Raw genomic sequence first — 12,704 nt, forward strand, 5'->3', positions numbered from 1 at the left:
AATGAAGAGATGGCGACGACTGATCGGGGCCAGATCACACTCGACGGCATAACCGTGCCCGTGACCAATCTCGGAAAGGTGCTCTATCCCGAGAGTGGAACCACCAAAGCCGAAGTGATCGACTACTACACTCGAATTTCCGCAGTCATGATTCCCCATGTCGTCAGTCGACCGGGAACGCGGAAACGGTGGCCGAACGGGGTCGACGGTCAATCATTTTTCGAGAAGAACCTTGCGTCGTCGGCTCCGGATTGGCTGACCCGCGCGTCATTACAGCATTCCGACCGAGTGGTCACGTATCCCATTTTCGATTCAGTCGCTTCGCTTGCCTGGCTCGGTCAACAAGCAGCCCTCGAATTACATGTTCCGCAATGGCGATTCGACGGTTGCGAGCGCGGGCCGGCAACCCGATTGGTGTTCGATCTGGACCCGGGTGAGGGCGTCGGGCTGGCTGAATGTGCCGAGGTGGCCCGTTCGATCCGGGATCTTGTGGGAACGTTGGGGTGGAAAGCGTATCCGGTGACCAGCGGAAGCAAGGGTATTCATCTCTATGTGCCACTCGATCGGCCACTGGACGGCAGCGGTGCGTCGACCGTCGCCAAGCAGATTGCGGTGGGACTCGAGAAGATCCATCCGGATCTGGTGACAGCGACCATGGCGCGAAATGTTCGAGGCGGCAAGATTTTTGTCGACTGGAGCCAGAACAACGCGGCCAAAACCACTATTGCTCCGTACTCGATGCGTGGGCGTGCTCAGCCCTATGTTGCCGCGCCGCGCAGTTGGGACGAACTCGACGACCCGAAGTTGCGTCACTTGCTGTTCGACGAGGTTCTCGAACGCGTCGATGCCGGCGGTGACTTGTTGGCCGATTTGGATCCGCCCGTGGTGCAGCAGGATTCGTTGACACGATATCGGAACAAGCGCGCTGCAGACCGGACGCCGGAGCCGGTACCTGATTCCGTTTCCCCCGGCGCTCTCGGCAATTCCTTTGTGATTCAGGAACATCACGCGCGACGCCTGCACTACGACGTTCGACTCGAACGTGATGGTGTGCTGGTGTCGTGGGCGGTTCCGAAAGGTGTACCCACCACCGCGGGGGAGAACCGGCTGGCTGTTCACACCGAGGACCATCCGCTCGAGTACGCCGCCTTCTCCGGCACGATCCCCAAGGGAGAGTACGGCGGCGGATCGATGACGATCTGGGATTCCGGAACGTACGAGACCGAGAAGTGGCGCGACGACGAGGTGATCGTGCGGTTGGACGGGAACCGAGTGCAGGGCAGATTCGCGCTGATTCGGACCAAAGGTGACCAGTGGCTGATGCATCTGATGAAGGACCAGAAATCCAGCTTCGGAATCGAGTTTCCGAAAGGGATCGAACCGATGCTCGCGACGCCCGGATCGCTCGGGGGCCTGGATGAGGAGGAATGGGCATTCGAGGGTAAATGGGATGGCATACGGGTGATTCTCGAATTTCATTCGGGCACAATGTCCCTCCGCAGCCGAGCCGGTAACGACAAGACCTCCGACTATCCCGCGCTGGCTGGGCTTGCATCGGTTCTCGCCGGCCACGAGGTGGTTCTCGACGGTGAAGTGGTGTCGTACAACGAGGAGGGTGTCACCGATTTCGGGGCCTTGCAGCGCGGCGGCGAAACCGAGTTTCTGGCTTTCGATCTTCTGTATCTCGACGGAGTTTCCTTGCTGCGCAAGTCGTACACCGACCGTCGGACTGTGCTGAATGCGTTGGCCGCGAAGGTCGGTGATCTCACCGTGCCGCCCCAGATCGACGGAACGGCGGAGCATGCGCTGGAGGTGAGCCGCGAATCCGGCTGGGAGGGGATTGTCGCAAAGCGTCGCGCCTCGGTCTACCTTCCGGGACGGAGGGGTTCGAGTTGGATCAAGGTCAAGAACTGGCGTACGCAGGAGGTAGTGATCGGCGGGTGGCGCACCGGTCAAGGCAATCGGGCCCGGGGGATAGGCGCACTTCTCCTGGGAATTCCGGGTGAAGACGGGTTGAGCTATGTCGGGCGGGTAGGGACCGGCTTCACCGACCGCGACCTGGAAACGTTGCTGTCAGTGCTGGAACCCCTGCAGCAGAAGCAAAGCCCGTTCGAGGACGACGTGCCGGCCGACGATCGCAAGGGAGCGGTGTGGATCCGCCCCGAACTGGTCGGTGAAGTGCGGTTCATGGATTGGACGGCGAGCGGTCGCCTGCGGCACCCCAGTTGGCGGGGGATGCGGGAGGACAAGTCGCCGACGGACGTGCGGCGGGTTACTTAGGGGGAAACGCCATGAGGGTCCGGCCCAGCGAATGTGTCGCCGGTCAGGGCTTCTTGTCGTCAGAGTTGCAGTGTGTTCCTCGAGTCTCGTTGGGGCGCTTACCGATCAATGGCCTTCCTGATCCAGGAGATCGTGGCCTTCGAGGCGCTTGACGCGTCGTCGCTCGACAAGTACGGCGGCTACGCCCAGTGCGAGGGACACCGCACACACTGCGCCGGCGATCAATGCCCATCCACGAAAACCGTAACCTAGTGCCACCAAGGCTAATCCGAGCGCGGCGAGTGCAAGCCCGATGAGAAGGTATCCCGGGTAGTTGCGTCCGTCGGTGATCCCTTCGCCCACGTGAGATCGATTGGTATGTGCGTCGTCGACTGGTAGGTCTCCGTTTGATTCAGCCACTGTTTTCTCCGTTCTCGAAAGCCAACTTCGTGGTCATTTCGGTGCGCGTCGTTGCGCTCTACCCGTTGCGTGGATCGGTCGCCGGTCCTTGTTCGCTGGCTCCGCCTTCGCCCGACCAGTGCTGGTCGCCGGAGGGATCGGATTGCACGTCGCTGTCTGCATTTTCGGAACCTGAATCGGTTGCGACGGTTTCGACATCATCAAGTGAATCATCGCCTGAAGTTGCTTGTTTGTCGGTCATCATGCCTCCTGGGTTCATCTCGACGGGAAGTCGAGGGAGCGACCTGCCGGTCGCACCAGAAAAAGCTAATCTGCATCCGTGGAAACAGATAATATCACGTGAGGCCGCAATAACTGCGGTGAACTTTTGATTCGCGCGGTCAGCTGACGCTCGCGAAGCGCGATATTGCGAGGCTGCTGTTACCTCGGTGAACTGCGCAGCGAAGTTTCCCCCCGGTCCCAGTAACCGGTGATGTGTTCTGCCAGCAGATCGTCGAACGCCAAACATGAAGCGGCGCCGAACAGTATGTCGCTCCCGATACTGGTGTCTTGCTCCGCAAGCTTGCCGGCGAGATCGCGGACCGCGATCTGTTCGTGGACGGAGTCTGCTTCTACGTGCTCGTCGTAGAACAGTGTCGCCCGCGAGCCGAAACCGAGGCGTTGCAGCCCCGCGCTGTACTTCTTGCTGGGAAGTGACGACGTGGTTTCCACCGCGCACAGATGGCCGATCAACGCCCCGAGTAGGCGACGATGAAATCCGAAGAGCGAGAGCACATTGAGGCTCGCAAGAGTCACTGCCGGAACGACGTCGAGATAGTGTGCGTACCGATCCGACAGTCCGAGTTCGCGCATGGTGTTGGCAAAGAGGGTGGAGTGCATCCTCTCCAGTCGTCCTCCGCCGTACTCGTCGGCTTGGACTTCCACCAGTGCGGCCTTCGGTGCTCCGGCGAGGCGCGGAATTCCCAACGTGTGAACATCGGATTCTCGTAGCTGGTTGAGCGAACGGTGAATGAGTACCTCTTGGAACTGTTCGGCACTGGCGTCTGTTGCCATGAACTTGGACATACTCGGGCCGGTTGACGGCGCGGTCATCGCCCACAGTTGTGAAATGACGTCCCCAGCTTCGAGGTGTTCGGCTTCGAGGTGTTCAGCTTCGAGGTGTTCGGTTTCACGATGTCGGGCTGCGACGATCGTACGGACTGCTGCCTCGAACGACGACTCCAGCGCGGCCCGTCCCGCGAGAAGATCGAGGTTCCACTCCCATTCGTCAGACACCCCGGCGAGTCCCTGAAGATGTAGTTCGTACAGCAGCGTCAGTGACAGTTGGGCGTCGTCGTCGAACACGATCGATGTACCATCGTGCTCTCCGGCCGATCTCCGAGCGGCGTCGGCGAAGGCAGCGGGGTTAGCGTCGGATCCAGACAACAGTGCAATCAGCAGTTCGCTGACCGGTCCGCGCGCAGAGGGGATCGGCATGCGAGTGCCGGTTGTCGGTGCTTGCGATGGTGTTAGATCAATCCGCGTGGAGGACATATGAACTCCGATTCCGATCCTGGGGTCGACGATTCCGCTGTCACGATCACTGTATGCCCGGACGGGCCACTGCTGGTTCGAGGTCCGGCGACGCTGGTCGACGCCGACGGCAACCCGATCAGCCGTGAACGTGCAACCGTGGCGCTGTGTCGATGTGGTGGCACAGCGATACCTCCCTTCTGCGACGGTACCCACAAAAAGAGGAAAGTTCGACGTTCCTGAGCGACTGCGAACCGGGACTACCGCAAAAGCCCGGTGGGGCGTTTGCCGATCGGGAATGATCAGGCCAACGCCCCACCGGGCAGGCTAGCGAGGTAGATCAATACCAGACTTTCCGGCCGCCCACCGCGCGACCCGTGGCTCCGAGGAGCGACAAAACTGCGCCGACGACAACCAAAATGATGCCGACCGTGGTCAGAATGCTGATTGACGTGAAGTAGCCGACCAGTGCCAAGATAATGCCGAGAACAATCATGGTGAATCCTCATCTCCGATGCGTAGGAAGTTTCCGTGGTTTACGGGCTTCCGCTATCTGTTCACTGGCGGCGGTACCAGTGCATTCGCTCAGTTGGTGAACTTGTCCTTGATATCGCTTGCCGCATCTGAGATATCGTCACCGACCTGCTTGGTCTTGCCCGAGACCTGATCCTTGGCGCCCTCGGCGGCAAGATCGTCGTTGTCGGTCTTGTGTCCTACCTTCTCTTTTGCCTCGCCGATGAGTTCCTCGGCCTTGTGCTTTGCCTTGTCGATGAAATCAGCCATGGTGATCGTGATCCTTTCGGGTGGAAGTTGATTCGATTCGCGCTGGATCTGGGAAAATCATCGTCGGCCAACGACGGCCTTGACCAGGAAGAGCAAGATCAACGCGCCGAGTACACACGTGAAGAAGCTGAATATCAGGCCACCACCGTTGACGTCGACTCCGAGCAATTTGAGAAGGAATCCGCCGATCAGACCGCCGATAATGCCGACGACGATGTTCAACAAGATTCCCATGGAGGCGTCGGTCTTCATGATCTTGCTGCCGATCCAGCCGGCGAGTCCGCCGATGATGATCCAACCGATGATGCCGAGTCCGAGCACAGTGTGTCTCCTTGTAACAGTGGATTCCAATTGACAGTGGGATTCCAAGATTGAGGTCCTCTTGGACCTCGAAAACCGAGGTCAGAAGGAAGTGATAGCTACAGCCCCGAGCAGTGTTCCCACTACTATCGATCCCGCCAACAGTCGTTGCTGCAGTTGGAATATCCGAAGTTCGCGTTTGGTCACTGCTCAGGCTTTACGTGCCTTGTCGGCGGCGTCGAGCTCCGTCGAACTGCCCTCGTGCACAAGGCTTCCGCCTGAGTTCTCCAGATGAGCGCGGACGAACCATTGGAACTTCTCCAGTTGGGCCGTTTGACCGATCAACATGTCTTCGGTGATGGGATCGATCTTTCCGACCGAATCGATCGCGGCCCGGGAATCGGTGATGACGCCGGTGTACACGAGGTCCAGTGCCGCGAGGTGTGCGCGAGCGTCGTCGCGTCCGACTGAATAGTCGTCCCACGAACGGTCGGCTTCGATGGCGCCGGCGGTTCCCTTCGGGGAGTTGCCGAGTGCGGCGATGCGTTCGGCGACGTCATCCGCGTAACCGCGGACCAAATCGACTTGCGGATCGATCATTTCGTGCACGCCGATGAAGTTCGGGCCCACGACATTCCAGTGAATGTGCTTGAGGGTCAGGTGTAGATCGTTGTACGCGCTCAGGCGTTCCTGCAGAACTGCGGCCACGCGTGCGCCGTCGTCGGTGCTCAGTCCCGGGATCGTGAATGTAGACATGTATCTTCCTCTCGTCAGAGTGTCGAGCTGGTGCACTGGTGTGCTGCTGCGGCACAAAAGCTTTCGGATCGTTTCTGTCGATTCAGCTGATGCTTCCGGCCAAGTCGTCTGTTATCGGATCCCCGAACATCAGGGCAATTCGCAGTTTTAGTTCCGGTGTGGCCAAGGTCGAGCTGCCTGAGTTGATCTCGCCGCACTGTGCGGACGGGATGTCGATCGTCGTCATCTTGCTCCCGCGGTCTAGGGGTGTACGTAGTGAGAATCGGGCGATCCGCTTCTCGTCAGCGCTGTGTTCTGCGCCTCGCACAACCAAATCTGTATGTATTTCAACACGCATGTTCTCGTCAGGACGTACTAAAATCTATACCAGTCGACGCAGATAATTGGCAACCCCGGAGCGAGTGAATCGGCTCCACGGTGAATCGGTCAGACGACGAAACGGCCGCCCTGTTCAGGCGAAATGTCGGAACTTCCGAAATTGAAAAAAACTTCGGCTTGAGCGCCGATATGAAATCTATGCTCCCGAGAACAGATTCGTTGCCTGGAAGTGCTAAAGTCGGGGAATCACCGATTGGGTCGAGGAGGCTTGCAGTGACATTAGAGCCACAGACGCACTCACTGCGTGGTGTTTACGGCATCTCGGTGATGTCGGAGTTATCCGGAGTCGGGCCACAGACGTTGAGACTGTACGAGCGACGAGGACTCCTGACCCCTACGCGCACCGGTGGTGGTACTCGCCGGTACAGCGAATCGGATCTGGAGACATTGCGTCGCATCACCGCGTTGATCGACGACGGAGTCAATTTGGTCGGAGTTCGATTGATTCTCTCGCTCGAAGCCGAAAATTCAATTCTTGCGGAGCGGATCGCTCAGTTGAGTCAATCTGACGACGATCAGGCCTGACCGTTCAGTGAATCGACGTCAGTCGTTTCAGGGTGGCTGGTATCGACGTCAGTCGTTTCAGGGTGGCTGGTATCGACGTCAGTCGCTTCTGAGCGGCTGATATCCCCGAAGTCTGCATCGGCAACGATCTTGTTTCCGTCGGCTTCGAGCGATGCGAGGGCGGAGTCGAAGGCGTCGATGAGCCACTGGTTTGTTGCTTCGGTGAGCAATTCATCCGGCCCGCCGTCGATATCGGCCTGGAAGAAGCGAACCAACCAGGTACCGCTGATGCCGGGTTCGTTCGACAAGCCGTGAGGAGTATTTGTGGCAAGGACGTAGCGGTTGTACTCGAGATCTACCCGAATGGCGTACGCGTCGTCCAGATTTACGACGTTCGCGGGTCGCTGCGTGGCTGCTGCCAGCGCGATCAGCGCGTCGTTGTAAATTTCCGCGTACTTCACAGTGAGTGGAATGGTGGGCCTATCTGTTCGACGTAGCCGATGCAGCACAGCACGGCAAGGACAAAGACGGTTCAACGCCTATACCAGGCAAGGAACTGAAATTCATCCTATCCCAGACACCTGTCGGCAGATTCCGGCGGTATCGACGCAGCCAATGCTCGGTCGGCAGCTGCTCAGGGGCACAGTGCGTGAGAGAGCATGGCCACTATGTCCGGTTGTTCCTTCGGCGTCGAGGTCAGGGTGACCGTATATGCGCGATCTTCAGTTGCTCCGGACAGTGTGTAGTAGCCGTAGATTCCACCGCTGTGTCCGACGTAGGTAACCCCGCAGGGCAGTTCGGTGGATCCAACTCCCAAGCCGTAGCCCAGACCTTCTGCCTCGGTGGCACCGGCTTGTGGGGCGGTCATCTCGGTGAGCTGCTTCTCCGGCACGATTCTCCCGCTCAACAAGGCCCGCCAAAAGGTGTTGAGATCCTTGCCGGTAGACACCAGGGCACCGGCCGACCAGGGGATGGACGGTTCGATCCGTGAGACATCGGTGCGCCCGCCGGATAGATCGGCATATCCGGTCATGTGCTCACCTCGGATGTCTCGCTCGCCCGGTGGTGGGAGATAGGTGTCCTCGAGTTCCAGTGGTTCCAGAATGCGAGTGCTCAACTCGTCCGCGTAGCTTCGGCCCGTCACTGCTTCTACGAGCATGCCGAGAACTATGTAGTTGGTGTTGGTGTAGCGAAACGCTGATCCGGGCTCGAACTGTGGGGGCTTGCTCAGGGCGATGGCCACGGCGTCGGCTGGCGTGAGCGTGCGATTTTCGTTCGCTGCCACCCATTCGTCGGCGTCGGGTTCACCGGCGAACTCGGGTAACCCGCTGCGATGTTGCAGTAGGTGCCGGACCGTGATGGTGTCGCCTGGCACGAGTCCTGGGAGGTAGCGCTCGACTGGTGCGTCGAGGTCGACTTTGTCCTGCGCAACCAGTTGCAGCACGAGTGCTGCGGTGAATGTCTTTGTCACGCTGCCGATCCGGACGCGATAGCTCGGCCCGATCGAATCGCCATTCGTCTGGTGAGGGACACCGCTGGTCAGAACCATGGTGGTCGAGTTGTCGTCGAGCGTTGCGATCGAGCCGACTGCACCCGATTTCGTGAGCGAATCCAGATCCGATTGAACCTCGACGGTCCGTTGGAGCGTCGCGCATCCGACAAGTGCCATCGAGGTCGCGACTACGGCAATGGCGGCCAAGACGTGTGAGCGCATGAATCGAATCTAGGGATCTTTCGGCGCGCGGGAAATCCAGGAAATCCCGGATCTTTCCCCTGATCTTTCTCGGGCGCCAGGGGCTGGGCGGGGACAAAGGGCCTCATTCTGCATGGGGTTGCTGATTCTTGTCCGAATTGCCCGAGATGGTCGTTAGCATCCGAAGGTCACACGCTCATTTCAGATCCGACCAGTTCAACGCTATTTCGGTGCGATGGACGCACTGCACTACCTCAACGAAGGACGGTTGCATGTTGAAGTCGACACTGCGCAGGGGGACGGTTGCAGCCCTGCTGACCGGAAGTGTTCTGGTCCTGACTGCAGCGCCCGCTCTGGCGGAACCGGGAAGCGCCGGTAGTGCCGGCAGTACCGGGTCACTGGGCAGTATGGGCAGTATCAGCAGCGGATCCGCGGCCCTTCCGATCCCCAGTCCCGCAGGTTTGATCGCTTTGGCGGCAGCTACAACCCAAACCGGAAAGCCCTACCAGTGGGGTGGCGTCGGTCCGAACTCGTGGGATTGCTCCGGGCTGGTGCAATGGGCGTTCCGGCAGGCCGGCGTGAGTCTACCGCGGACCAGCCAAGAACAAGCCCGTGTGGGACAAGCGGTTCCGCGGTGGGCACTCGTTCCCGGCGACGTCATCACGTTCTATCCCGGCGCAACGCACGTCGGAATCTACGCGGGCTTCGGAATGGTCTTCAACGCGTACGGCGTCGGAGTTCCGACGGGTCTGACCCCCTTGGCCGATCTCCCGATCAACAACATTCGTCGGTTCTAATCTGCACAGAACCTTCACAAGTCCTCCCAGGTTCATCCACGTCGGGCTAATACAGTCAGTTCCATGAGTCAGCGAAAAGTGCTCGTGGTCGACGACGAAGTCAGCATCTGCGAATCGATTGCCGCGCGTCTGCGCGCCGAGGGGTTCGATGTGGAGATGGCATTCGACGGACCCAGCGCTGTCGCGCGGTGCGCCGAGACCAACCCGGACCTGGTGGTTCTCGACGTGATGATGCCTGGATTCGACGGCCTCGAAGTGTGTCGTCGAATCCAGGCCGCACGAGCTGTGCCCGTGCTGATGCTCACGGCGCGCGCCGACGAAACCGACATGGTGATCGGTTTGGGCGTCGGTGCTGACGACTACCTCAGCAAGCCGTTCAGCATGCGGGTGCTGGTTGCGCGGGTACAGGCGCTGCTCCGGCGTGCTGATCGTCCTGCCAGGCCGGTATCCGATCTCTTGGAGTTCGGTGACGTCGTGATCGACCTGACCGAGCGTCGGGTGCGCCGTGACGCGCAAGAAGTGCACCTGACGCGGACCGAATTCGATCTGATCGTGTACCTGGCGGAGCGACCACGAGCGGCGATTCCCCGCGAGTCACTGCTCGAGGAGATCTGGGGATGGGGCGAAGGTGCGGGTAGTCGCACGGTCGACAGTCACGTCAAGGCGCTACGACGCAAACTGGGGCCATCGGTGATTCGAACCGTTCACGGCGTCGGCTACGCGTGGGACGCGCCGCGATGAGCGTCGTCGACCGGCTTTTTGCGCGGTGGCCACGTCCGTTGGACCCGATGCGGTCCTTCAAGGTGAAGGTCGGATTGTTGGTTGTCGCCGCACTGCTGTTCGCTTCCGGTGGTTTCTGGCTTACGTCGCAGCAACCATTTCGATTTGCTCTGTTGACGGCATTGTTTGTCGCCCTGGGTGTTACGCAGGTGCTTGCCCACGGAATGACGTCACCACTGCGCGAAATGACGGCAGCGGCCAAGGCGATGGCGCGTGGCGACTACTCCCGTCGAGTGCGGGCGACGTCCCGGGACGAAGTAGGCGAGCTTGCAACGGCATTCAACCGAATGGCCGAGGATTTGGGTGCCGACGACCGGTATCGCCGCGAGCTGATCGGCAACGTGTCGCATGAATTACGCACGCCGATCACCGCTTTGCAGGCGATGCTCGAGAACATCGTCGACGGTGTGCAGGATCCGAATCCGGAGACGATGCGTTCGGCTCTCGCTCAAACCGAACGTCTCGGTGCTCTGGTGGACGACCTTCTTGATCTCTCGAAACTCGAGGGTGGTGCAATGCCGTTGAATCCCAAGATGTTCGAGATGAAGCCATTCCTGAACGAATTGATGTCGCAGCGTCGCGGACGCGTCGACATCGATGTGAGTCCGGCTTCGCTGAGAGTATCTGCCGATCCGGATCGTCTGCATCAGGTCGTGACCAACCTGCTGGACAACGCAGTTCGCCACGGCGGCAACGACGTACACGCTGTGATTCGCGTGCGCAGCGATACTGCACGCGCCGTCGTGATCGACGTCCACGACGACGGCCCGGGGATCGAGCCGTCTGCACGCTCCGAGGTCTTCGACAGATTCATTCGAGGTGGTTCCACGGACGGTGGCACCGGACTTGGACTTGCCATCGCGAAGTGGGCCGTCGAATTGCATGGCGGCACTATTGCCGTCGTCGATGCGCACACCGGGTGCTGTATACGAGTACTACTGCCGCAGAACTGATTTAACGACTATCGAGGGCGCGCCCCAAACGGTTACGCGCCCGATTTGCCGATCCTGAAAGTAGGTAGATAATGACTACTCCGGTTGCTGTTACACCAAAACCCAGTTCGCCGACCCCTCTCGTACCACGCGTCTGGCGTAGAGATCGGACATCCATTCCGACGCGTCCGATGCTGATCGGATCGGCAGTCGTTGGGGTGCTGTCCGCCCTGATCCTCGATGTCGACACCATCGGGGTGGCCTATGCGATTGTGTTTGTCGGCGTCACGGTAGTTGTCGGGATCCTCACACCGCCCAGGCTGACTCCGATTCAATGGGGAGCCTGCGCCGGTGCACTTGCGCTGTTCGGTGTGGCTGCGGTTCGCGGTGCGGGATGGCTTGTCTTTGTATGCCTGGTGGCAGCGTGGGTTGTGTTCACCTGGGCGTTGATCGGTGGCCGGACGTGGACGGGCATCGCATTGGGAACGATCATGCCGTGGCGCGCTCCGCTACGGGTGATGCGCTTCGCCCGGCGCAGGAACGCGAGACCCGGCGCAGCGCTGCGAGTGCCGGCCGTTCGTGTGGTTGCCGTAGGTGCCGTCAGCGTCGCAATGCTCCTGATCTTCGGATCTCTTTTTGCCAGTGCGGATCCGGAATTCGCGAAGCTTTTCGACGGCGCCGCTCCCTCTATTCGGGTCGATGAAACTATCGCTCACCTGTTGATCGGGGTGCTGGTGGCTTTCGGGACGCTCACGGCTGTGTATCTGCGGCGCCGAACGCCTGATGTCGACGCACTTGCTCCGGCACCGGCGTCGCCGCTACCGCTGTGGGAGTGGGTGGTGCCGCTTGCCATGCTGAACGTGCTGTTCTTGGGATTTGTTGTGGTGCAGCTCAAGACGCTGTTCGGCGGCGACAATCACGTGCAGGTCACAGACGGTCTGACGTATGCAGACTATGCGCGCCAAGGATTTTGGCAACTGATGATGGTGACGGTGCTGACGTTGGTGGTGATCGCCGTTGCCGTTCGGCGTGTAGATCGCGACGATCGCAGGTCGAGGGCCCTGGCACGAGGGCTGCTGGGCGCGCTGTGCACATTCAGCCTCGTGATTGTGGCGTCGGCCGTTCATCGAATGTGGTTGTACGAGAACCAGTACGGATTCACAAGGTTGCGGGTGAGCGTCTTTGCCGTCGAATTACTGCTCGGGCTGGTGTTTGTCTTGCTACTCATCGCGGGAGTGCGGATGTCGGGCGCGTGGCTGCCGACGGCTGTACTCGCCATGGCCACCGTGGGCTTGCTGGGTTTTGCGTTCTTCAACCCTGATGCATACATCGCGGAGAAGAACGTCGAGCGGTTCGAGCAGGGGAAGAGTATCGACGTGAACTATCTGAGCACGCTCTCGGTCGATGCCGTTCCCGCACTTGATCGACTGCCCGAGCCGCAGCGCAGCGATTCGCTGTGGTACCTGAAAGAGGAACTGCGCGGGTCCGAGGATTCGTGGTGGGAGTTCAACAGCGCGCGCGAGCAGGCGAGAGAGATCCTGTTCGGATAGCCGCGCGCCGATTGTGCAGCCGCAGAGGTAGCTACCTCTG

General features: G+C 60.0%; 16 protein-coding genes and 1 pseudogene. 7 read left to right on the plus strand and 10 right to left on the minus strand.

Annotated features, from left to right (window positions below; translation table 11 throughout):
- The first annotated feature begins 9 nt into the window (after positions 1-9).
- Positions 10-2,280, plus strand: coding sequence for an ATP-dependent DNA ligase (locus V2B23_RS10675; protein WP_430950327.1), 2,271 nt, complete (start codon positions 10-12; stop codon positions 2,278-2,280).
- Between the two features lie 105 nt (positions 2,281-2,385).
- Here the strand turns inward: V2B23_RS10675 and V2B23_RS10680 are convergent, their stop codons facing one another.
- The 3 genes from V2B23_RS10680 to V2B23_RS10690 form a co-directional block, all read right to left on the minus strand.
- The gene (locus V2B23_RS10680; protein WP_430950328.1) at positions 2,386-2,679 is read right to left on the minus strand and encodes a hypothetical protein; all 294 of its coding nucleotides are present in this window, start codon (positions 2,677-2,679) and stop codon (positions 2,386-2,388) included.
- A gap of 58 nt (positions 2,680-2,737) precedes the next feature.
- Entirely contained in the window at positions 2,738-2,920 is a 183-nt protein-coding gene (locus V2B23_RS10685) for a hypothetical protein (RefSeq protein WP_430950329.1), read from the minus strand.
- 179 nt (positions 2,921-3,099) lie between these two features.
- On the minus strand, positions 3,100-4,212 hold the full coding sequence (locus tag V2B23_RS10690) for an iron-containing redox enzyme family protein (protein WP_430950330.1): 1,113 nt from the start codon (positions 4,210-4,212) through the stop codon (positions 3,100-3,102).
- Between V2B23_RS10690 and V2B23_RS10695 the strand changes: the two genes are divergently transcribed.
- Positions 4,213-4,434 (plus strand): CDGSH iron-sulfur domain-containing protein, encoded by a 222-nt coding sequence (locus V2B23_RS10695; protein WP_430950331.1) that lies wholly within the window; start codon positions 4,213-4,215, stop codon positions 4,432-4,434.
- 97 nt (positions 4,435-4,531) lie between these two features.
- On the opposite strand, the gene V2B23_RS10700 is transcribed toward V2B23_RS10695, so the two are convergent.
- From V2B23_RS10700 to V2B23_RS10720, 5 genes are all read right to left on the minus strand, one after another.
- Complete coding sequence (locus tag V2B23_RS10700) at positions 4,532-4,687, minus strand: DUF6131 family protein (protein WP_092806704.1); 156 nt, start codon at positions 4,685-4,687, stop codon at positions 4,532-4,534.
- Between the two features lie 89 nt (positions 4,688-4,776).
- On the minus strand, positions 4,777-4,974 hold the full coding sequence (locus V2B23_RS10705; protein WP_138872283.1) for a CsbD family protein: 198 nt from the start codon (positions 4,972-4,974) through the stop codon (positions 4,777-4,779).
- 57 nt (positions 4,975-5,031) lie between these two features.
- Complete coding sequence (locus tag V2B23_RS10710; protein ID WP_430950332.1) at positions 5,032-5,295, minus strand: GlsB/YeaQ/YmgE family stress response membrane protein; 264 nt, start codon at positions 5,293-5,295, stop codon at positions 5,032-5,034.
- Between the two features lie 189 nt (positions 5,296-5,484).
- Positions 5,485-6,030 (minus strand): Dps family protein, encoded by a 546-nt coding sequence (locus V2B23_RS10715; protein WP_430950333.1) that lies wholly within the window; start codon positions 6,028-6,030, stop codon positions 5,485-5,487.
- An 82-nt stretch (positions 6,031-6,112) separates the two neighbouring features.
- On the minus strand, positions 6,113-6,256 hold the full coding sequence (locus V2B23_RS10720) for a hypothetical protein (RefSeq protein WP_430950334.1): 144 nt from the start codon (positions 6,254-6,256) through the stop codon (positions 6,113-6,115).
- 365 nt (positions 6,257-6,621) lie between these two features.
- On the opposite strand from V2B23_RS10720, the gene V2B23_RS10725 reads away from it, so the two are divergent.
- On the plus strand, positions 6,622-6,933 hold the full coding sequence (locus V2B23_RS10725; RefSeq protein WP_430950335.1) for a MerR family transcriptional regulator: 312 nt from the start codon (positions 6,622-6,624) through the stop codon (positions 6,931-6,933).
- 92 nt (positions 6,934-7,025) lie between these two features.
- Here the strand turns inward: V2B23_RS10725 and V2B23_RS10730 are convergent.
- Together V2B23_RS10730 and V2B23_RS10735 are read right to left on the minus strand one after the other, a co-directional pair.
- Positions 7,026-7,385: pseudogene (locus V2B23_RS10730) on the minus strand (hypothetical protein); the annotation flags it as partial.
- A gap of 161 nt (positions 7,386-7,546) precedes the next feature.
- Positions 7,547-8,626 (minus strand): serine hydrolase domain-containing protein, encoded by a 1,080-nt coding sequence (locus tag V2B23_RS10735; protein WP_430950336.1) that lies wholly within the window; start codon positions 8,624-8,626, stop codon positions 7,547-7,549.
- A 251-nt stretch (positions 8,627-8,877) separates the two neighbouring features.
- On the opposite strand from V2B23_RS10735, the gene V2B23_RS10740 reads away from it, so the two are divergent.
- The 4 genes from V2B23_RS10740 to V2B23_RS10755 all read left to right on the plus strand — a co-directional run bounded on the left by V2B23_RS10740 (position 8,878) and on the right by V2B23_RS10755 (position 12,664).
- Entirely contained in the window at positions 8,878-9,402 is a 525-nt protein-coding gene (locus V2B23_RS10740) for an NlpC/P60 family protein (RefSeq protein ID WP_430950337.1), read from the plus strand.
- Positions 9,403-9,465: 63 nt separating this feature from the next.
- Complete coding sequence (locus V2B23_RS10745; protein ID WP_430950338.1) at positions 9,466-10,143, plus strand: response regulator; 678 nt, start codon at positions 9,466-9,468, stop codon at positions 10,141-10,143.
- Positions 10,140-11,135 (plus strand): HAMP domain-containing sensor histidine kinase, encoded by a 996-nt coding sequence (locus V2B23_RS10750; protein ID WP_430950339.1) that lies wholly within the window; start codon positions 10,140-10,142, stop codon positions 11,133-11,135. Before V2B23_RS10745 ends, V2B23_RS10750 begins: the two co-directional genes overlap by 4 nt.
- Positions 11,136-11,206: 71 nt before the next feature.
- Entirely contained in the window at positions 11,207-12,664 is a 1,458-nt protein-coding gene (locus V2B23_RS10755) for a DUF4153 domain-containing protein (RefSeq protein WP_430950340.1), read from the plus strand.
- Positions 12,665-12,704: the final 40 nt, after the last annotated feature.

The sequence above is a fragment of the Rhodococcus sp. 24CO genome (genome assembly GCF_050586165.1).
Taxonomy (GTDB): domain Bacteria; phylum Actinomycetota; class Actinomycetes; order Mycobacteriales; family Mycobacteriaceae; genus Rhodococcus_F.